Origin of the sequence: Pseudomonas sp. H9, from assembly GCF_004353925.1 — a bacterium.
GTDB lineage: Bacteria > Pseudomonadota > Gammaproteobacteria > Pseudomonadales > Pseudomonadaceae > Aquipseudomonas.
On sequence record NZ_SMOK01000012.1, the window covers coordinates 176,602 to 196,292 of the forward strand.

At 58.6% G+C, this 19,691-nt stretch carries 17 protein-coding genes; 7 read left to right on the forward strand and 10 right to left on the reverse strand.

The genetic code is table 11. From position 1 onward, the window contains the following. Positions 1 to 5 precede the first annotated feature (5 nt). Complete coding sequence (cls, locus tag E1573_RS11395; RefSeq protein ID WP_133213667.1) at positions 6 to 1,445, reverse strand: cardiolipin synthase; 1,440 nt, start codon at positions 1,443 to 1,445, stop codon at positions 6 to 8. Between the two features lie 127 nt (positions 1,446 to 1,572). Here cls and E1573_RS11400 point away from each other — a divergent pair, with 127 nt between their 5' ends. Continuing rightward, entirely contained in the window at positions 1,573 to 2,100 is a 528-nt protein-coding gene (locus E1573_RS11400; RefSeq protein WP_133213669.1) for a DUF3617 domain-containing protein, read from the forward strand. A gap of 13 nt (positions 2,101 to 2,113) precedes the next feature. Here the strand turns inward: E1573_RS11400 and folE2 are convergent, their stop codons facing one another. Both folE2 and E1573_RS11410 read right to left on the reverse strand, forming a co-directional pair. Further along, entirely contained in the window at positions 2,114 to 3,001 is an 888-nt protein-coding gene (folE2, locus tag E1573_RS11405; protein ID WP_133213671.1) for a GTP cyclohydrolase FolE2, read from the reverse strand. A gap of 29 nt (positions 3,002 to 3,030) precedes the next feature. Further along, the gene (locus E1573_RS11410) at positions 3,031 to 3,417 is read right to left on the reverse strand and encodes a glutamine synthetase (protein ID WP_133213673.1); all 387 of its coding nucleotides are present in this window, start codon (positions 3,415 to 3,417) and stop codon (positions 3,031 to 3,033) included. A gap of 128 nt (positions 3,418 to 3,545) precedes the next feature. On the opposite strand from E1573_RS11410, the gene zigA reads away from it, so the two are divergent. Beyond that, a complete protein-coding gene (gene zigA, locus E1573_RS11415; RefSeq protein ID WP_133213675.1) occupies positions 3,546 to 4,754 on the forward strand; it encodes a zinc metallochaperone GTPase ZigA in 1,209 nt (402 codons plus the stop codon). A 77-nt stretch (positions 4,755 to 4,831) separates the two neighbouring features. Further along, entirely contained in the window at positions 4,832 to 5,803 is a 972-nt protein-coding gene (locus E1573_RS11420; protein WP_133214099.1) for a GTP-binding protein, read from the forward strand. Here E1573_RS11420 and E1573_RS11425 read toward each other — a convergent pair. Further along, positions 5,800 to 6,192, reverse strand: a complete 393-nt coding sequence (locus E1573_RS11425; protein WP_133213677.1) for a DUF3301 domain-containing protein — start codon at positions 6,190 to 6,192, stop codon at positions 5,800 to 5,802. The two genes, E1573_RS11420 and E1573_RS11425, sit on opposite strands and share 4 nt — an antisense overlap. A gap of 117 nt (positions 6,193 to 6,309) precedes the next feature. Between E1573_RS11425 and pdxY the strand changes: the two genes are divergently transcribed. Next, on the forward strand, positions 6,310 to 7,182 hold the full coding sequence (pdxY, locus tag E1573_RS11430; RefSeq protein WP_133213679.1) for a pyridoxal kinase PdxY: 873 nt from the start codon (positions 6,310 to 6,312) through the stop codon (positions 7,180 to 7,182). Here the strand turns inward: pdxY and E1573_RS11435 are convergent. Then, the gene (locus E1573_RS11435; protein WP_133213681.1) at positions 7,179 to 7,664 is read right to left on the reverse strand and encodes an acyl-CoA thioesterase; all 486 of its coding nucleotides are present in this window, start codon (positions 7,662 to 7,664) and stop codon (positions 7,179 to 7,181) included. The two genes, pdxY and E1573_RS11435, sit on opposite strands and share 4 nt — an antisense overlap. Positions 7,665 to 7,986: 322 nt before the next feature. Between E1573_RS11435 and E1573_RS11440 the strand changes: the two genes are divergently transcribed. Continuing rightward, entirely contained in the window at positions 7,987 to 9,747 is a 1,761-nt protein-coding gene (locus E1573_RS11440) for a cation:proton antiporter (RefSeq protein ID WP_133213683.1), read from the forward strand. 146 nt (positions 9,748 to 9,893) lie between these two features. Here E1573_RS11440 and E1573_RS11445 read toward each other — a convergent pair whose 3' ends face one another. The 3 genes from E1573_RS11445 to uvrD all read right to left on the reverse strand — a co-directional run bounded on the left by E1573_RS11445 (position 9,894) and on the right by uvrD (position 13,614). Continuing rightward, a complete protein-coding gene (locus E1573_RS11445) occupies positions 9,894 to 10,301 on the reverse strand; it encodes an SMI1/KNR4 family protein (protein WP_133213685.1) in 408 nt (135 codons plus the stop codon). A gap of 112 nt (positions 10,302 to 10,413) precedes the next feature. Then, a complete protein-coding gene (locus tag E1573_RS11450; RefSeq protein ID WP_133213687.1) occupies positions 10,414 to 11,271 on the reverse strand; it encodes a Tim44 domain-containing protein in 858 nt (285 codons plus the stop codon). Between the two features lie 159 nt (positions 11,272 to 11,430). Continuing rightward, positions 11,431 to 13,614 (reverse strand): DNA helicase II, encoded by a 2,184-nt coding sequence (gene uvrD / locus E1573_RS11455; protein WP_133213689.1) that lies wholly within the window; start codon positions 13,612 to 13,614, stop codon positions 11,431 to 11,433. A 226-nt stretch (positions 13,615 to 13,840) separates the two neighbouring features. Here uvrD and E1573_RS11460 point away from each other — a divergent pair, with 226 nt between their 5' ends. Continuing rightward, positions 13,841 to 16,720, forward strand: coding sequence for a bifunctional diguanylate cyclase/phosphodiesterase (locus E1573_RS11460; protein ID WP_133213691.1), 2,880 nt, complete (start codon positions 13,841 to 13,843; stop codon positions 16,718 to 16,720). A gap of 37 nt (positions 16,721 to 16,757) precedes the next feature. On the opposite strand, the gene E1573_RS11465 is transcribed toward E1573_RS11460, so the two are convergent. Both E1573_RS11465 and zwf read right to left on the reverse strand, forming a co-directional pair. Continuing rightward, the gene (locus tag E1573_RS11465) at positions 16,758 to 17,081 is read right to left on the reverse strand and encodes a hypothetical protein (protein WP_177494576.1); all 324 of its coding nucleotides are present in this window, start codon (positions 17,079 to 17,081) and stop codon (positions 16,758 to 16,760) included. Positions 17,082 to 17,166: 85 nt separating this feature from the next. Beyond that, positions 17,167 to 18,609 carry a glucose-6-phosphate dehydrogenase gene (gene zwf, locus E1573_RS11470; RefSeq protein WP_133213693.1) on the reverse strand — a complete coding sequence of 481 codons (1,443 nt, stop codon included), beginning with the start codon at positions 18,607 to 18,609 and terminating at the stop codon, positions 17,167 to 17,169. A 104-nt stretch (positions 18,610 to 18,713) separates the two neighbouring features. Here zwf and hexR point away from each other — a divergent pair, with 104 nt between their 5' ends. Beyond that, a complete protein-coding gene (gene hexR / locus E1573_RS11475) occupies positions 18,714 to 19,580 on the forward strand; it encodes a transcriptional regulator HexR (protein WP_133213695.1) in 867 nt (288 codons plus the stop codon). The last annotated feature ends 111 nt before the right edge of the window (positions 19,581 to 19,691 follow it).

Here is a 19,691-nt window from a genome sequence, read left to right on the forward strand (position 1 = left end):
GGACGCTAGAGAATCGGTGAAATCAGCCGGGCGATACGCATGCCCAGATGTTGAATGCGGTGGGTGTCCTGGCTGTCTTCGCTGCTGATCTCCCGGGCCAGGTCGAAGTCATGGATGAGCATGGTTTCGACCTGATCGGCAAACAGGCGGTCGACGGTTAGCAGCATCACCTCGAAGTTGAGACGGAAGGAACGGTTGTCCAGGTTGGCGCTGCCAATGGCGCTGACGTCATTGTCGATAAGCACCACCTTCTGGTGCAGGAAGCCAGGACCATAGCGGAACATCCGCACACCGGCACGTACGGCCTCGAAGGCGAACAGGCTGGAGGCGGCGTAGACGATACGGTGGTCGGCACGTGAAGGCAGCAGGATGCGTACGTCCACCCCGCGCAGTACGGCCAGCCGCAGGGCGGCGAACACGGCTTCATCCGGGATGAAGTAGGGGCTGGTGATCCACAACCGCTTGCGTGCCGAATGAATCGCTTCGACGAAAAACAGCGAACAGGTTTCCTGCGAGTCGGCCGGCCCACTGGCCAGTACCTGACAGAGAACACCGTCTTCAGGGTACGTGTCAGGGAGGATCAGCGGTGGCAGCTCGCGTGCGGCCCAGAACCAGTCTTCGGCGAATGACTCCTGCAGACAGGCCAGCACCGGGCCGCTGACCTGTACATGAGTGTCACGCCAGGGTGAGAGTTTCGGCTTTTCACCCAAGTACTCGTCACCGACGTTGTGCCCGCCGAGAAAACCCTGCAGGCCATCGACCACGACGATCTTGCGGTGGTTGCGGAAGTTGACCTGAAAACGGTTGAACCAGCCCCGGCGGGTGGCGAAGGCACGGATGTTCACTCCACCTTCGCGCAACGTCTGGCTGTAGCTGGCGGGCAGGGCATGGCTGCCCACCCGGTCATACAGCACATACACCTTGACCCCTTCGGCGGCTTTCTTCAGCAACAGGGCTTGCAGGGCGCGGCCCAGTTTGTCGTCATGGATGATGAAAAACTGCACCAGCACGGTGTCACGTGCTTGCTCGATCGCAGCAAAAATAGCGTCGAACGTTGCCTTACCGTCGATCAGCAGGCGTACCTGATTATTCGCCAGGCAAGGCATCCGGCCCAACCTGGGCATGGCCCGAAGTGCGCCGTAGGACTCGGAGTTGCGTGCTGCCAGTGCTTCATCTACCCAAGGTCGCCAGTTCAGGTCCGCCATGGCCACATGCATTTCCCGGTTAGCCTGGCGCCTGGCCTGGATGTAGGCATCGAAGGTACGGCTGCCGAAAATCAGGTACGGGATTAAGGTGAAGTACGGAATAAAGATTAGTGACAACGCCCATGCGATTGCACCTTGGGCCGTGCGCACGGTGAGCACTGCATGCATGGCGGCGATGCTACCGAGCAAATGCAAGGCACCAATGAGGTAACCGAAGAAGTAGGGGCTGTGGTAATCCATACACATCCTGCTGTCCAAAGGCACTGCCTCTAACAGAGCATGTTCCACACCCCACTTGCAACCGAAAGGACAAATTGACGTCTAAGCTGTGTTCCAGCTTGGGGCTGGAGTTTCGAGGAGTCATTACATGAAAAGTCGTCTGCCGATGCTGGCGTTGGTCTTGGGAGTGTCTAGCCCGATGGTGCATGCGCAAATGTTGCAACCCGGATTATGGGAGCTGACCACCAGCAACATGCAGGTCGATGGTAAGGCGCTACCGGACATGGGCTTCATGCTCGGCCAGTTGAAGAGCTTGCCTCCCGAACAGCGGGCGATGATCGAAGGCGGTCTGGCCAAACAGGGGATCAGCGTTGCCGGTCAGGGCGTGCGCTCGTGCCTGACGCCGGAGCAGGTAAAGACCGATGACATTCCGCTGCAAGATCCTAAATCTGGCTGCACCCAGAAGATCACCGAGCGCAGCGGTAATGTCTGGAAGTTCACCTTCAGTTGCCCGAAAGCCCAAGGTGCAGGGCAAGCGACCTTTGTCAGTGACCGCGAGTTTCTTACTCAGGTCAGTGGCACGTTCAACGCTTCTGGCGTTCAGCAACAAGGCAGCATGAATACGCGTGCCGTCTGGTTGGGCAACGACTGTGGCACGGTTAAACCACGGACCTGAAGCGTCCTGAGCACTACCAGCACCACTGGCTTTGAGCGACTGCGTCGTGGGCATGCAAGCTCTCTGCATGTTCCACGCGCAGGGCAAAGCCGGCAGCCCAAGTGAGACGTTGCAGGGTCAGGTGCAGGCGTCGAGCGGCGTCTTCACAGAACATCAAATTCTGACCGTTGGCCAAGGCGAAGGCCTGTTCGTCTGCACGTTTCACGGCGGTTTGTACTGCGGTACCCAGGGCCGCTTCCGCTTGATCGATCAACGCGCTGATCGGCAACTCGCTGGTTCCTTTCTTCAAGCGCACTTGCAATTGCGCCACGCTGCGTTGGCTGTGTGGCGTCGCAACCACACCTTGGGCACTGCCAAGCCAGCTGAGTACGGCTTCATGGCTTAGGGGCTGGTTGCCGAAGTCGGTCAGAAATTGCTGTTGAATCAATTGCCTGGCCAATGCCGCCGAACAAGGGCAGGTGGAGGAGTAGTCCACTTCCACTTTTAGTTCCACGTGGAACATTTCATCTTTTACCTGTGCCGACAGGGTGACAGGATAGGCCTTCCACCCCGCTAACGGGCTGATCAATGCTGGGCGCTTGAGCATGTAGTCGAAGCGAACCTTCAAGTAAGCACCCACCGATAAGCCTGCATGGCTTTCAAGGAAGTTCAGCAACACCTGGTGCAACAGCTGGGGTGTTAAGGGTTGCCGCTCGAATGCCTCCAACGCCAGGTACAAACGCGACATGTGAATGCCACGTGCGCTGCCATCATCCAGGCTAACCCCCGCGTCAGCACTTGCGCGTAGCATGCTGCCGTCGAGCAATACCGGTAAGGCGATGTTGCACATGCCAACCCAGTCCAGTGGCAACGATGAATGGGTGGCCTGCGCGGCAATGTCAGGGAGCGTGAGGGCAGTCATGGGCAACTCGTTTCTTGGGAAAGTGGCAATTACTGGCAGCCGCTCAGGCGGTTACAGCGCAAACTGAAGCGCTGGCCGCTTGAGCTGGATACCCGGTTGAGGGTGGTCCAGCCGACCTTACGGCTGTAGCCCACCCAGGTTTCTCCGTCGCTGGCCAGCCCGGTGTAGAACGTCAGCTGTCCAAAACGGCTGTTGGTTTGTGCCCACAGTCGCCTTCCTTCTGCCTTGTAACCGCGCAGGTAAATTGTGCTGCCCTCCGTGCGCACGCTGTAGTAGTTGCCTTGAGCATCGCCGCAGGCCAGTAGCGTGGCGCTACGTGTACATAACGCCAAGCCCTTGCTCAGCGGAACAGCTGACGCACAAACAGGCAGGCATATCAGCAATCCTGCAGTGGCAGACAAGCACAACACATTCATTGCTTAGCGTCCTTCAGAAGGCCCGTTCGGTTGGAATCGGATAAAGCAGCTTGGTCAAATTGTATTGTTATACTATAACATCACGCAATGCATCATTCGAATGCACTTAGCCTGATGAGGACCCGACCATGCCCAACCGCCTTCCTGTCACTGTGCTTTCCGGCTTTCTGGGTGCCGGTAAAAGCACCTTGCTTAACCATGTGCTGCGTAACCGTGAGAACCTGCGTGTTGCTGTGATCGTCAACGACATGAGTGAAATCAACATCGATGCCAGTGAGGTGCAACGCAACGTCAGCCTCAATCGCGCTGAAGAGAAACTGGTAGAGATGAGCAACGGCTGCATCTGCTGCACCCTGCGTGAAGACCTGCTGGAAGAAGTGAGTCGGCTGGCACAAGAGGGGCGCTTCGATTACCTGCTGATTGAGTCCACAGGCATTTCCGAACCGCTGCCGGTGGCCGAGACCTTTACGTTCCGCGATGAACAGGGCCGTAGCCTGGCCGACCAAGCGCGCCTGGACACTATGGTGACCGTGGTCGACGGCTTGAATTTTTTGCGCGATTACCAAGCGGCGCAAAGCTTGGCCAGCCATGGTGAAACGCTGGGCGAGGGTGACGAGCGCTCCATCAGTGACCTGCTGATCGAACAAGTGGAGTTCGCTGATGTCATCCTGCTCAGTAAGATCGACCTGATCAGTCGCCATGAGCGAGATGAGCTCAGTGCAATTTTACGCAGCCTGAATGCCCATGCCCGGATAGTGCCGATGGTCATGGGGCAAGTGCCGTTGGCTTCAATCCTCAACACGGGATTGTTTGATTTCGAACGTGCGGCGCAGGCACCGGGGTGGTTACAGGAACTGCGCGGTGAGCACATTCCGGAAACCGAGGAGTATGGGATCGCAGCCAGCACCTGGCAGGCCCGCCGACCGTTGCACCCACAACGCTTTTTCGACTTCATCAACGCGTCTTGGGAGAACGGTCGGTTACTGCGCTCCAAAGGGTTTTTCTGGTTGGCCAGCAAGTATCGGGATGCTGGGAGCTGGTCGCAGGCAGGCGGCATGATGCGTTACGGATTTGCCGGAGGCTGGTGGCGCTTTGTCCCACGCGAGCATTGGCCGCAAGATGAACAGAGTACCGCTGCGATCCTGAAGAACTGGACGGCTGAATGTGGCGATTGCCGTCAGGAGCTGGTATTCATCGGCCAGAATATCGACTTCACCCGGCTCAAGGCTGAACTCGACGCCTGCCTGCTGAACGATGCAGAAATGGCTGAAGGCGTCGAGCAGTGGCAACAGTTGCCGGATCCTTTCGGTCCTTGGTACGAGGACGAAGTGGCTTGATGCAGCATCCCTCAAGCCTTGACGGGCAGCCCTGATATCAAGGCATAGTGGCGAAAATCCTGGGCGCTTACCGTCATATGTTGCAGAACATTCCCACCCACGTCATTGCCGGCACCTTGGGCGCTGGCAAGACCAGTCTGATTCGCCAGTTGCTGGCGCAACGGCCAGCCGATGAGCGTTGGGCTGTGCTGATCAACGAGTTTGGGCAGATCGGCCTGGATGCGGCGTTGTTGAGCACTGATGACCAAGGGATTGCCATGGGGGAGGTGGCGGGCGGCTGTCTGTGTTGCGTCAACGGCGCACCGTTTCAGGTGGGCTTGGGGCGCTTGTTGCGCAAAGCCAAACCCCATCGTTTGTTTATCGAACCTTCAGGCCTGGGGCATCCGCAGCAGCTACTGGAGCAACTTCGACAGCCACCCTGGCGTGGCGTGTTGACTGTACAACCTGCGGTCATGGTGCTGGATGCCCAGCAACTGGCAGCAGGCGTTGCTCTACCCGAGGCACAGCAACAGGCTTTGACCAGCGCAGGCTTGCTGGTGTTGAACAAGTCGCAGGGATTGGATGACGCGCAGCGTCTGTGGATAACTTCACAGCTGCCCGATCAGCCGCAACTCTGGACTGAGCAAGGGCAACTGTCGCTATCGAAACTGCCAGTGTTGGCGGATGTGGCGGTGCTCGACAGCGCTGTGGATAAACTAACTTTGCCCAACAACGACGGGCCAACGGCAGCCTTGTGGATAAATCCTCGTGAGCCTATCTGCAGTGTTCAAGAGGCCGCAGAAGGCTGGAGTATCGGTTGGCGTTGGCATCCACAGCAAACCTTCGACCGCTCACGTATCGAGCAGTTTTTGCATAGCTTCGACTGGTGCCGGGCCAAATTAGTTATCCACAGCCCGCAAGGCTGGCAGTCGATCAATGCATTAAAAGGGCAGGATGACTTTCAGTGGCAGCCCAGCGCTTGGCGTCGTGATTCACGAATTGAACTGATATTCACCACAGCCCAGGACAGCCAACAGCTGCAGCACGCCATGCAGGCGTGCCGGGCCTAGTTGCGCCAGCGATTGTGGTCTTGGCGCCATTGATTCATCTCGATGACGTTATCGGCATGCTGTACGGGTTTGATTTCGAACGGGTAGGGCGCCAGCTCGATCTGCATGCTGTGGGCGCCGAACTGGGTGACGGTGCCGGGGTGGCGCTGTTCACCGGTTACGGTGAATTCGAAGTTATACACACGCGCCAAGCGCTTGCGGCCCTGAGCATCGCGGACAAAGCCGATGCGTTTGAGCGCCACGTTGCCATCGAGCAGTTCCAGATCGAGTTTCGCACAGTGCTGCTTGACCCGCTCCAGGGCCTTTTCACGCAATCCGTGGTTATGCCATAGCCAGGCGCCAGCCGTGGCCAACAGCATCAGCACGGAGAGATTACCCAGGGTCAACATTTGCACTTGCTCCAACAAAGTATGCTCAGCTTAACTGCCTCCCCGGTCTGTCGTACAGGAGGCTTTTAGCGCCATACTGCGTCCTTGTTTTTCATTCCTTTGCTTTGGAAGCCTTGCATGAAACGTACACCGCATCTGCTCGCCATCCAGTCCCATGTAGTTTTCGGCCATGCCGGTAATGGCGCGGCAGTGTTTCCGATGCAGCGGGTCGGTGTGAATGTCTGGGCGCTGAATACCGTGCAGTTCTCCAACCATACTCAGTATGGCCAGTGGACGGGAGAAGTGCTTGCCCCAGCTCAAATTCCAGCGCTGGTGGAAGGCATTGCCGCGATCGGTGAATTGGGCAACTGCGACGCGGTGCTGTCTGGCTACCTGGGGAGCGCTGAGCAAGGGCGTGCGATTCTCAGTGGCGTGGCGCGGATCAAGGTGGCCAACCCCAAGGCTATGTACCTGTGTGATCCGGTCATGGGGCACCCGGAAAAGGGCTGCATCGTACCGGCCGAAGTCAGCACTTTTCTACTCGAAGAGGCCGTAGCCGTTGCCGATGTGCTGTGCCCCAACCAACTGGAACTGGACACGTTCTGTGATCGTCGGCCGCAATCTCTGGAGGATTGCGTGTTGATGGCGCGTAGTCTGCTGGAGCGTGGGCCGAAAGCAGTGCTGGTCAAGCACCTGGCCTACCCCGGACGTGGTGCAGAAGATTTCGAGATGCTGCTGGTAACGGCAGAGGGCAGTTGGCATCTGCGTCGGCCTTTGCTGGCCTTCCCACGTCAGCCAGTGGGCGTGGGTGACCTGACTTCAGGGCTATTTCTGGCCCGTCTGCTGTTGGGCGACAACTGGTTGGCAGCCTTCGAATTTGCCGCCGCCGCAGTGCATGAGGTATTGCTCGAAACCCAGGCCTGCGCCAGTTACGAACTCGAACTGGTACGGGCCCAGGATCGCATCGTGCATCCACGGGTGCGCTTTGAGGCGCGACGCCTGAGCTGTTAAAGCGTGTCGCCCTTGAGCTCCTGGTAGCGTTTTTCCAGCTCCTGGCGGATCAATCGGCGCTGTTTGCCTTGCAGGAAACGGCGCTTTTCTTCGCTGGTTTCTGGTTGGCGCGGAGGTACCGCTACCGGCTTGCGGTCGTCGTCGACGGCAACCATGGTGAAAAAGCAGCTGTTGCTGTGGCGTACCGAACGCTCGCGAATGTTTTCGGTGACCACCTTGATGCCCACCTCCATCGAGGTGTTGCCGGTGTAGTTGACCGAGGCAAGGAAGGTCACCAGTTCACCGACATGCACCGGCTCACGGAAAACCACCTGGTCTACCGACAGGGTAACTACATAGCGGCCGGCATAGCGGCTGGCGCAGGCATAGGCGACTTCATCAAGGTATTTGAGCAGTGTGCCGCCATGGACATTGCCAGAAAAGTTGGCCTTGTCCGGAGTCATCAGGACGGTCATCGACAGCTGTGCGTTTCCAGGTTCCATAGTGTGCTCACGGTGAGGTTGCGCTGAGACGGGGTGGCGATTGGTATTCACGCTTCTTTCCCCTATTACGATTCCCATCTAAAGACGGGACGCTGACAGCGGCCTTGCCGTCACGCTGTTTATGCCAATTGCGGCGTTGATCAGGTCGATCTGTTACCACTTATTGCATCAGCTTTTCGCGTCAGGTGGCGGTGTTAACCTGAGGAAGCCCATGCAAGGTGGGGTCTTCTACATTTAAAACGCTCTGTACCCGCAACTCAATCAGTCAATTTCGGGGTGAGTAGCGGCTTGTCTTTCGTCTCAAGGTAAGGAGTACCACGCCGTGCATGCCATCAGCTTTATCCAGGACTTGGCAGTGATCATGCTGGTTGCGGGTGTGGTCACTATCCTTTTTCACCGGTTCAAGCAGCCGGTGGTGCTCGGTTATATCGTCGCCGGCTTCATCATCGGCCCTCACACCCCTCCGTTTGGCCTGATTCACGACGAAGTCACCATCAAGACCCTTGCCGAGCTTGGGGTGATTTTCCTGATGTTCTGTCTGGGCCTGGAGTTCAGCCTGCGAAAGCTGTTCAAGGTTGGTGCAACTGCGTTTATCGCAGCGTTCCTGGAAATCGTGCTGATGATCTGGATCGGCTTCGAAATCGGCCGCTGGTTCGGTTGGAGCACGATGGATTCACTGTTCCTGGGCGCGATTCTGGCCATTTCTTCCACCACCATCATCGTTAAGGCGCTCAACGACCTGAAGATGAAGAACGAACGCTTCGCTCAGCTGATCTTCGGCGTGCTGATCGTTGAGGACATTCTCGGTATCGGCATCATTGCCTTGCTCTCCGGGATCGCGGTCAGTGGCTCGGTGAGTTCCGGTGAGGTGTTCTCCACGGTTGGCAAGCTGTCGTTGTTCATGATCGTGGCATTGGTCATCGGTATCTTGCTGGTACCCAGGCTGCTGGCCTACGTGGCGCGTTTCGAAAGCAACGAAATGCTGTTGATCACCGTTTTGGGCCTGTGTTTTGGCTTCTGTCTGCTGGTTGTCAAACTCGAATACAGCATGGTGCTGGGCGCCTTCCTGATCGGTGCGATCATGGCTGAGTCTCGGCAGTTGCTGAAAATCGAACGCTTGATCGAGCCGGTTCGTGATCTGTTCAGCGCTATCTTCTTTGTCGCCATTGGCATGATGATCGACCCTATGGTGTTGGTCGAATATGCGTGGCCAATTGTGGTGATTACTATCGCCGTGGTGCTGGGCAAGATGCTGTCTTGCGGCATGGGAGCATTCATTGCCGGTAACGACGGACGCACCTCGCTGCGCGTGGGCATGGGGCTGTCTCAAATTGGCGAGTTCTCGTTCATCATCGCGGCATTGGGCATGACGTTGCAGGTGACGAGCGACTTTCTCTACCCGGTTGCTGTGGCTGTCTCGGCCATCACCACGCTGCTTACGCCTTACCTCATCCGGGGCGCCGATCCTTTGTCGCTGAAGCTTGCCAAGGTGGTACCGCGGCGTTTGGCGCGCGTGTTGTCGTTGTATGGCGAGTGGTTACGCAGCATCCAGCCGCACGGCGAAGGGGCGCTACTGGCTTCGATGATCCGGCGCATTCTGTTGCAGGTGGGCGTGAACCTGGCGCTGGTGGTGGCGATCTTTTTCAGTGGCGGTTATTTCGCGGTGCGTATCGGTGAATACCTGGGCGAATGGATCAGCGATGTCGGTCAGCAAAAAGCGCTGATCTGGGGGGCCGCATTGCTGCTTTCCCTGCCGTTCCTGATTGCCGCTTACCGTAAGCTCAAGGCGTTGTCGATGCTGCTGGCGGAGATGGGCGTCAAGCCGGAAATGGCGGGGCGTCATACTCAGCGGGTGCGGCGGGTGATCGCCGAGGTGATTCCACTGTTGTCGCTGCTGGTGATTTTTCTGCTGCTATCGGCACTGTCGGCGAGCATTCTGCCGACCAGCGAGCTGTTGGTGCTGATCGTGGTGGTGGCCGCGGGCGTGGTTGCAGTGCTGTGGCGCTGGCTTATCCGAGTGCATACGCGCATGCAGATCGCATTGCTGGAGACGCTGGAGAATCATCAGGAGCATCACCACTGAGGGGATGCGTGGAAACGCTTCCTGCGCGAGACGATTCGAATGTCCGAGGGGATGGAGCGGTAGCGAAATCGCCACGCACAGGAAGGCATGGCGATTCTACGAACATTAATGGCTAAGGGCCATTAATTTGTGAGGATATTTCTCATTCAGCTTTCCAGCCAGACATCGCGGGCCCAATGCCAGACCGATTCCCAGCTTTCTTCAGTGACGATTTCTTCTTCGCCCGACCATAGCACCACGGTACCGTCTTCCTCGACGCAGTAATAATCGTCACCGTCCTGGCAAATCGGGATCAGGTCGCGTGGTACACCCGCATCCCAAGCGTTTGCCGCCACCTCCGGCAGGTAGGTGTGCGACTGCGGATCGGTGGCGGTGACTGGCTCCAAGCTGCCATAGACCACGTCGCTGACCGTCAGCAAGAACTCCTTGAAGACGAATGGAATGTTGATGAACAACTCTTCTTCGATTTCGACCAGCAGGTCTTCGTCCGGCAACTCAAGCGGCACAGGTACCGGTTCGTTGGCTTCTCGGAGCTGTTCGATGACTTCTTCCACGGTTCTATCCTCTAACCTTTGCGACACGCTGCGCGTTATACCCTAGTAGCCTGCTGCGCTAAAAGCAAAACCCCGGGACAAGCCCGGGGTTTTTTTGTGCAATGCCTTGAGATCAGCCGTTCTGGCGGATCCCGGCGACCAGCCAAGGCTGGTTTTCGCCCTGGGCGCGTTCCATGTTCCAGCTTTCGCTGAACACTTCACCCTGGTCGAAGCGCGAGTTTTTCGACACACCGCTGAAGGTCAGGGTGGCGATGGTCTTGTCAGCGCGATCATCGACGCCTTCAAGCTGCACGTTCAGGTTGTCAATGTAGGTGGACTGGAAGCCATCACCCAGCTCGGCACGTTCCTGCTTGAGGAACTGCAGCATTTGTGGGGTGACGAACTCGGCGATCTTGTCCATTTCGTTGGCATCCCAGTGCTGCTGCAGCGTCTGGAAGTGGTTACGGGCAGCGGCCAGGAAGTTTTGTTCGTTGAACCAGGCTGGCGCGTTGATCACCGGGTGAGCAGCAGCGGCAGGCGCAGCGGAACCACCGAAGATCGACGGCTGGGCAGCAGGCTGATGTGCTTCACGCTGGTATGGCGCGTGACCGGCGGCGGCCATTTGTGGCTGCTGCTTGCGGCGACGAGCGGCGATGAAGCGGAACACCAGGAAGGCGATCAGCGCCATGATCAGGATGTCGAAGATCTGCATGCCGTCGAAGCCATCGCCCATGAACATCGAGGCCAGCAGGCCACCGGCGGCGATACCGGCCAACGGGCCGAGCCATTTCGATGCGCCGCTGGCGGCGGCAGGTGCGCGACCTGGAGCGGTTGGCGAGGCAGCTGGAGTGGCAGGGGCAGCCTGGCGAGTCTGGTGGATTGGCGCGGCGCCCGAGCTTTTGCCGCCGCCCATGCGTTTGGCGGCACTGGCGTCGAGGCTCATCGTCAGACCGATGCACAGCGCCAGGGCGATGCTGAGAAAACGTTGCATAGAAGGGTATTCCCGTTTTGTGGATTGCACGCGCGTCATGTTGCACAGGTTGTAGGACACATGACCAGCGCCAAGATGTTTCCATCTTTTGCCTGTAGGAGCGGGCTTGCCCCGCGATGAAATGACATCGCGGGGCAAGCCCGCTCCTACAGAAGCCGTCTAGAGCGCTTCGAGCTTGGCGTAGCCAAGCATCAGCCATTTACTGCCTTCGGCAAAGTTGACTTGCACCCGGGCCTGGGCGCCGGAGCCTTCGAAGTTGAGGATCACGCCTTCGCCGAACACTGCATGCTGCACGCGCTGGCCGAGGTTGAACGCAGTCTGTGGAATGTTCGCATTGGCGAACAGGCTGCTGGTGTTCTGCTTCTGGCCGGAGCCGAATGGGCGACTGACACTGTTGGACAGACGTACTTCCTGAATCAGCCCTGCCGGAATCTCGCGTACAAAACGGGAAACCTTGTTGTAGGTTTCACTGCCATACAAGCGTCGGGTTTCGGCGTAGGTCATCACCAACTGCTGCATCGCCCGGGTGATGCCGACGTAGGCCAATCGGCGCTCTTCTGCCAGGCGACCGGGCTCTTCAAGGCTCATTTTGTGCGGGAACAGCCCTTCTTCCATGCCGACCAGGAACACATACGGGAATTCCAGGCCTTTGGCGCTGTGCAGGGTCATCAGCTGGATGCTGTCTTCGTGCTCGTCAGCCTGGGCGTCGCCCGCTTCCAGTGACGCATGGCCCAAGAAGGCGGCCAACGGTGACAGCTCGGCGTCTTCTTCGCTGGTTTCGAAGTTACGCGCAGCGCTGACCAGTTCTTCAAGGTTTTCTACCCGTGCCTGGCCTTTTTCACCTTTTTCTTCCTGGTGATAGATGATCAACCCGGATTGCTCGATGACTGTTTGAGTCATCAGGTGCAGGGGCATCTCCATGACTTTGGCCGCGAGGTTTTCAATCAGCTCGATGAACGCCGCCAAGGCGCTGGCTGCACGGCCTTTGAGGGCTTTGTTGGCGATCAGCAGGCTCATCGACTCCCACATCGACACTTCGGCGTGTCGCGCATGGTCACGAATGGCTTCGACAGTTTTCTCGCCAATGCCTCGTGGCGGTACGTTGATGACCCGCTCCAGCGCCGCGTCGTTGCCGCGGCCTTCAAGCAGGCGCAGGTACGCCATCGCGTTCTTGATCTCGGCCCGCTCGAAGAAGCGCTGACCTCCGTAGATGCGGTAGGGGATGCGTTCTCGCAGCAAGGCTTCTTCAAGCACCCGCGATTGGGCGTTGGAACGGTAGAGGATTGCGATGTCGCTGCGGGCTAGCCCGGTCTTGAGCACACTTTCAATGGTTTCGACCACGTAGCGCGCTTCATCGTGCTCATTGAACGCTGCGTACAGGCTCAGTGGTTCACCGTCGCCGCCGTCGGTCCACAGCTCTTTGCCCAAGCGATCGCTGTTGTTGGCGATCAGGGCGTTGGCTGCTTTGAGGATGCCAGCCGTAGAGCGATAGTTTTGCTCTAGGCGGATCAGCTCGGCGTCGGGGAAGTCGGCGCTGTACTGGTGGATGTTCTCGATTTTGGCGCCGCGCCAACCGTAAATGGATTGATCGTCATCGCCGACCACCATCAGGCTGTCGCCACCTTTGCACAGCAAACGCAACCAGGCGTACTGCACGGCGTTGGTATCCTGGAATTCGTCCACCAACACATGGCGGAAGCGCCGTTGGTAGTGTTCCAGCAGGCCCGGATGATCACGCCACAGATCGAGGGCGCGCAGCAGCAGCTCGGAGAAGTCGATAACCCCGGCGCGCTGACAAGCGGCCTCGTAAGCCTCATAAATGCTGCGCATGGTGCCCAGGTACAGATCGCCGCTGGCCTGGATGTGTTGCGGGCGCAATCCTTCGTCTTTTTGCCCGTTGATGAACCATTGCGCCTGGCGCGCTGGCCAGCGTTGTTCATCAAGGCCCAGTTCGCGAATTACCCGTTTGACCAGGCGTTGCTGGTCATCACTGTCGAGGATCTGGAAGTTCTGGTTCAACCCGGCTTCTTGCCAGTGCGCACGCAACAGGCGGTGAGCCAGGCCGTGGAAGGTGCCCACCCACATCCCCGCTGGGTTGATGCCCATCAACTGCTCGATACGCTGGCGCATTTCAGCGGCAGCCTTGTTGGTGAAGGTCACCGACAGGATCGAGTGCGGCGAGGCCTGCTCGACCTGGATCAACCAGGCGATGCGGTGCACAAGCACGCGGGTTTTGCCGGAGCCAGCACCAGCCAGGACCAACTGACGACCGACGGGGGCCGCTACGGCCTGGCGTTGGGCGTCGTTGAGGGAGTTCAACAGGAGAGAGAGATCATCGCGCATCCGGCCATTTTAGGGGCGCAAACAACCCTTGGGCAAACATACAGTAGAAAAAGTTAGTGCTCCCGACTGGGCGGTCATTGCGCTGAAGCCCAAGGCCTGCGGGCTTGAGCGCTTTTCGTCGGAAATCCGGGCAGCAGAATTAATGATCCAGAGCAGTTTGGCGCGGGCCTTTGCTTGTGTATGCTCCGTGCCACGTTTAGGGCTAACCATTACAAGAACACTGCCTATGACCACTGGTGTGAACTCCGTCGGCGTTCCATTGCAGACGCGCGGGAGTATTCGTAAGCAATTCGCGACGCAACTGGCGGTAGAGCGTACCCGTTTGCTCTATCAGGGCTCGTTGCTGCCCACTTTATTCATGCTGCTTAACGGTCTGGTCTGCGCCTGGTTGCTCTGGAGCCCGGCGCGCTACCTGCAAGTCAGTGTCTGGGTGGTCTGGTTGATGGCGCTGGTGGCCCTGAGGGTTATCCAGGTTGCTGCGTTCGACTCGGCCATGCCCGAACGCCAGGCACAGCCAAACTGGTGGCGAATGTTCCTGACCGGCTCGGCGTTCAGCGGCCTGACCCTGGCCAGTGCCGCCATTGCCTTGGTCCCTGTGGATAACTTCACTCAGCAGGCGTGGGTATTCGGTCTGCTGGGCGTTGCGACCCTGTCTGCCAGCATCGCCTATGCCGTCAGCTTGCCTGCATTCCTCAGCTTTACCTTGCCGTGCTTATTACCCCCAATCGCTTTTTTGTTCTGGACCGGAGACGAACAGCAACAGGGCTGGGGCTGGCTCGGGCTGATTCTGTTGGGTGCTCTACTGGTGGTGGCTTGGCAGGTCAATCGCTTGATCGAAGTAGGGCTGCTCAAACGCTTCCAGAACCAGGCCTTGATCGAGCATTTACAGGCCGCCCAGCGGCGCAGTGAGCGCCTTAATCAGGCACTGGCAGGCGAAGTTGAGCAGCGGCGACTGATTGAAGAGCAACTGCGTGAGGCTCAAGCAGGCCTGGAGTCGCGGGTCGAAGAGCGCGGGCGGGCGCTGGACCACGCCAATCATGCACTCAGCGCAAGTGAGCAGCGCCTGGCTTTGGCCCTGGAAGCCAGTGAACTGGGCATGTGGGACTGGAACCTGGAAACGGATGAAGTCCACCACACGCAGCTACAAACACTGTTCGGTCTTGAGCAAGCGCAGGTGCGCAGTGTGCGCAACGACCTCAAGCCACGTTTGCACCCGGATGATCTGCCGGTGTTGCGACGCACGCTGGTCGAACATCTGAAAGGGCGCACTGAGGATTATCGGGTTGAATACCGGGTGCGTCACAGCCAGGGCCACTGGTGCTGGATCGAAGACCGGGGACGGGCGGTGGAGCACGATGCTAATGGCAAGGTGGTGAGGATGCTCGGGACCCGCCGCGATGTTTCTGCCCAGAAAGCCTATGAAGAGCAACAGCGGCTGGCTGCGACGGTGTTCGAAGCCGCCAGCGAGGGCATTGCCATCCTCAGTTCGGAATTCGAGCTGCTGGCAGTTAATCAGGCTTACTGCGAAGTCACCGGCTATTGCCGCGAGGAGTTACTCGGGCGTGATGCGTTGGAGTTGCCTTGCAGCCGCGATGCCCGTCGGCACAGCATGGCTATCGATCAGGCACTGGACCAGCAAGGTCGCTGGCAAGGCGAACTGGTCGAAGCGCGCAAGAACGGAGAGCTGTACCCGCAATGGTTGCAACTCAACGGTGTACGGGATGCCCGTGGCAACATCAGCAACATCGTGGGCTTCTTCACCGACCTGTCGGCACGCCGTGAGTCAGAAGAGCGCTTGCGTTATCTGGCGCATTACGACGAACTCACCGGGCTGGCCAACCGTGCACTGTTTCGCCTGCGCTTGCATGATGCCGGGCAGCGCGTGCGGCTTAATGGTCGCAGCCTGGCGTTACTTCACATTGATCTGGACCGCTTCAAATTGCTCAACGAAAGCCTGGGCCACGAACTGGCAGATCAGTTGCTCAAAAAAATGGCCCAGCGTATTGCCAGTGCACTGCCGGAAGCCGATACCGTCGCGCGATTGTCCGGTGATGAATTTGCCGTGCTGTTTGATGGTTACAACAACCTGTCCAGCCTGGTTCGGGTGACCACGCGCCTGCTGGATAAACTGCGCGTGCCGCAGCGTCTGGGTGGCCATGAAGTGGTTATCAGTGCATCGGTGGGCATCAGCGTATTGTCTGATGCCACTTTTGACTTGAATGCGCTGGTCAGCCAGGCCGACATGGCTAAGCAGCATGCCAAGCACCTGGGCGGTGACAGCTTCCAGTTTTACACCGAGAGCCTGCGCGCCAGTACGGTAGAGCGCCTGCAGCTAGAGAATCATCTGCGCAAAGCGATCGAAGAGCGTCAGCTTCTGGTCTATTACCAGCCAAAGTTATGCCTGCGCCATGGCCAGCTAACGGCCGCTGAAGCGCTGGTGCGTTGGCAGCATCCCGAGTGGGGCATGGTGCCGCCAGGTGAGTTCATTGGGTTGGCCGAAGAAACCGGCCTGATTGCACCGATTGGCGAGTTTGTCTTGCGTCAGGCCTGTTGGCAGGCCTGCGAATGGCAGCGACAAGGGCTGGCGCCGATTCGAGTTTCGGTGAACCTGTCGGTCTACCAGTTGCGTCAGGGCAAGCTGGTCAGCCTGGTGCGGCAGGTGCTGGAAGAAAGCGGCCTGGCGCCTCATCTGCTGGAGTTGGAGCTGACCGAGAGTCAATTGCTCGACAGCGTCGAGAACATCATCACTACGTTTGAGCAGTTGCATGAGTTGGGGGTCAAGCTGGCGATAGATGACTTCGGCACTGGTTACTCATCGCTCAGCTACCTCAAGCGCTTCCCTGTGGATTACGTCAAAATCGATCAGGCGTTTGTCCGTGGCCTGCATGAGGGCAGTGAAGACGCCGCCATTACCCGCGCAATCATCGCCATGGCCAAGAGTCTGGAGCTGAAGGTGGTGGCGGAGGGCGTGGAAACCCAGGAGCAGTTAGCCCTGCTGCGTGAGCAGGGTTGTGATGAAGTGCAGGGGTATTTGATCAGCAAGCCGGTGGATGCCGGTGCGTTCGGTAGCCTGCTGACGTCCAGCATGGCCCGTTTCTGCGGATAGCAGGCCGTGTGCGAGCACAGGCCTGCCGGTTAGCCCATCACTTGAGCGTGATGACTTTTGTGACGGTGGTCAGCAACTCACCTTCATGCAGTACATTCACCCACGGAATGTCGCTGTGGTTACCTGCCATCTCGAAGCAGACTTCTTTATCGGTCAGCACCTGGATGGCCATGCCTTCGCCTTGCTCAAGCTTGAGTTCCAGGTTCAAGGCATAAGACCTGTCCTGCCGTACGGCCTTGACCAGCGTCGGGGTAACGCCAGGGTGGGCGACAGTAATGGTGCCGCGCACCTGGAAGCTCTCTGCGCCAACGCCTGGCGTCAGGGTGTGGTAGATGCACCAGTCCTTGGAATTAATCGTCATCTTTTGACTCCTCGATAGTGGGATGCAACACAGGTTGCAGCCCGATCTTGTGGCTACCGAGATCGATCTTGGAGCGGGAAAACCTTCAGCCGTGCCAGCTGCTCCCCTGACGTGCCAGCAGGCTATGGGCCTGGTCTGGGCCATTGGAGCCAGCCGGGTAGGGCTTGGGCGCCTGGAAGTGCTCTTGCCAGCCATTGAGGATCGGGTCGACCCAGGCCCAGGCCGCCTCGACCTCGTCACGGCGCATGAACAGCGTCGAGTCGCCATCGAGCACATCCAGCAACAGGCGTTCGTAGGCCTCCCAGCGGCGGGTCTGGCCGAACACCTGGGCAAGGTTGAGGTTCAATTCAACCGGTTCCAGGCGCATGCCTTTGCCGGGGGTCTTGGTCATCATCTGCAGGCTGATTCGCTCATCGGGCTGTAGCTGGATCAGCAGTTGGTTGGCTTGATCGCCTTCGAACAGGCGATGGGGTACAGGCTTGAATTGAATGACGATTTGCGACGTGCGTTTGGCCAAGCGCTTACCGGTACGCAGGTAGAAGGGCACGCCAGCCCAGCGCCAGTTGTCGATATGCGCTTCCACGGCGACGAAGGTCTCCGTATCGCTGTCGTTGTCGACATCTTTCTCGAAATAATAGGCAGGCACTTCCTGCCCGCCAATCTTGCCCGCTGCGTATTGGCCTCGCACGGTTTTGTCTTGCACATCCTGGCCGCAGATGGGTTTGAGTGCCTTGAGGATTTTTACTTTCTCGTCACGCACCGCTTCGGCTTCGAACTGCGCCGGCGGCTCCATCGCCACCAGGCAGAGCAGTTGCAGCAGGTGGTTCTGCAGCATGTCGCGCGTGGCACCCGCCCGGTCGTAGTAGGCGCCACGGTTTTCCACGCCAAGGGTTTCGCACACGCTGATCTGCACGTGGTCGATCTGACTGTTGCGCCACACCGGCTCCAGCAGCGCATTGGCAAAGCGCAGGGCCATAAGGTTCTGCACGGTTTCCTTGCCCAGGTAGTGGTCGATACGAAACACCTGCGATTCGCCGAAGACCGCGCCGATGGCCTGATTGATCGCGGTGGCCGACTCCAGTGAATGGCCAATCGGCTTTTCCAGGACGATTCGCGCTTCGCTGTCGGCCAGGCCGGCGATTTTCAGGTGGTTGGCGATGGGCACGAACAGGTTCGGGGCTGTTGCCAGGTAGTACACCCGCGTCAAACCACCGGCTTCGCCCAGAAAGCGCGCCAGGCGGCCGAAGTCAGCGCTTTGTGCGGCGTCCATGGAGAAGTAGTCCAGACGTGCCGAGAAACGTGCCCAGACATCCTCGTCGAAATCGTTGCGGGCGATCTGCGCCCGGCAGCGGCGTTCGACAAGTTTGATAAATTCGCTGCGCGGAAGGTTGCGTCGGGCCAGGGCAATGATACGCACGGCAATATGCAGGCGACCCTCGCGATACAGGTGGTAGAGCGCCGGAAGCAGTTTATGCAAGGCCAGATCACCGGTGCCGCCGAACACCATAATGTCGCAGGGGATAGTCAATACCACCACTCTCCTAGTTGGTTTAGCTGGGCGGGTCGCCGGTCATGTAGTATAACTACAAGAAAGCTACAACCCGGTCAGTCGATCATAACCGAGTCCTGCCCTTGAATCTGTTGCAACACATCGCCCAGTCGCGCCATCTGCTACGCAAATCGGAACTGAAAGTTGCCGATCACGTGCTGCTGGATCCCGCAGCCGTCATGCACAGCTCCATGGCCGATCTTGCCCATAGCGTTGGTATCAGCGAACCGACCATCGTGCGCTTTTGCCGAGCTATCGGGTGCTCGGGGTTTCAGGACCTCAAGCTGAAACTGGCCCAGAGCCTGGCGGCCGGTGCCAGTTTTGGTCAGTTCGCCATCCATGAAGACGACTCCGTCGCCGACTACAGCCTGAAGATCTTCGACACCACGCTGCATACCCTGATGGAAGTGCGTGAGCATCTCGACCCCCAGGCCTTGCAGCGCGCCGTGTCGGCGATGGCGCAGGCGCAGCGTGTCGAGTTCTATGGCTTTGGCGCTTCCGGTGCCGTGGCGGCGGATGCCCAGCACAAGTTCTTCCGCTTGCTACTCAGTGCAGCGGCGTATTCTGACCCGCACATGCAGGCCATGTCGGCGGTGACCCTCAAGCCGGGCGATGTGGCGATCTGTATTTCCCAGTCCGGGCGTTCCAAAGACCTGCTGATCACCGCCAACCTGGTGCGTGAGAGCGGCGCTACCCTCATTACGCTGTGCCCGAGCCAGACGCCATTGGCCGAGCTGTCGAGCGTCAATCTGGCAATCGATGTGCACGAAGACACGGAAATCTACACACCGTTGACCTCGCGGATTGCCCACCTGGTGGTGATCGATGTGCTGGCAATGGGCGTGGCGATGGCTCGCGGCCCGAGCCTGGTCAACCACCTCAAGAGTGTTAAGCGCAGCTTGCGCAGCTTGCGTCTGTCACCCAAGTCGATCAAGGCGATGGACGACTGATCCACATTCGCCGGTAGGAGCGGGCTTGCCCCGCGATTGCGATTTATCTGCTATCCCGCATCGCGGGGCAAGCCCGCTCCCACCTGGTTGAGCAAAATCTATTCATTGATT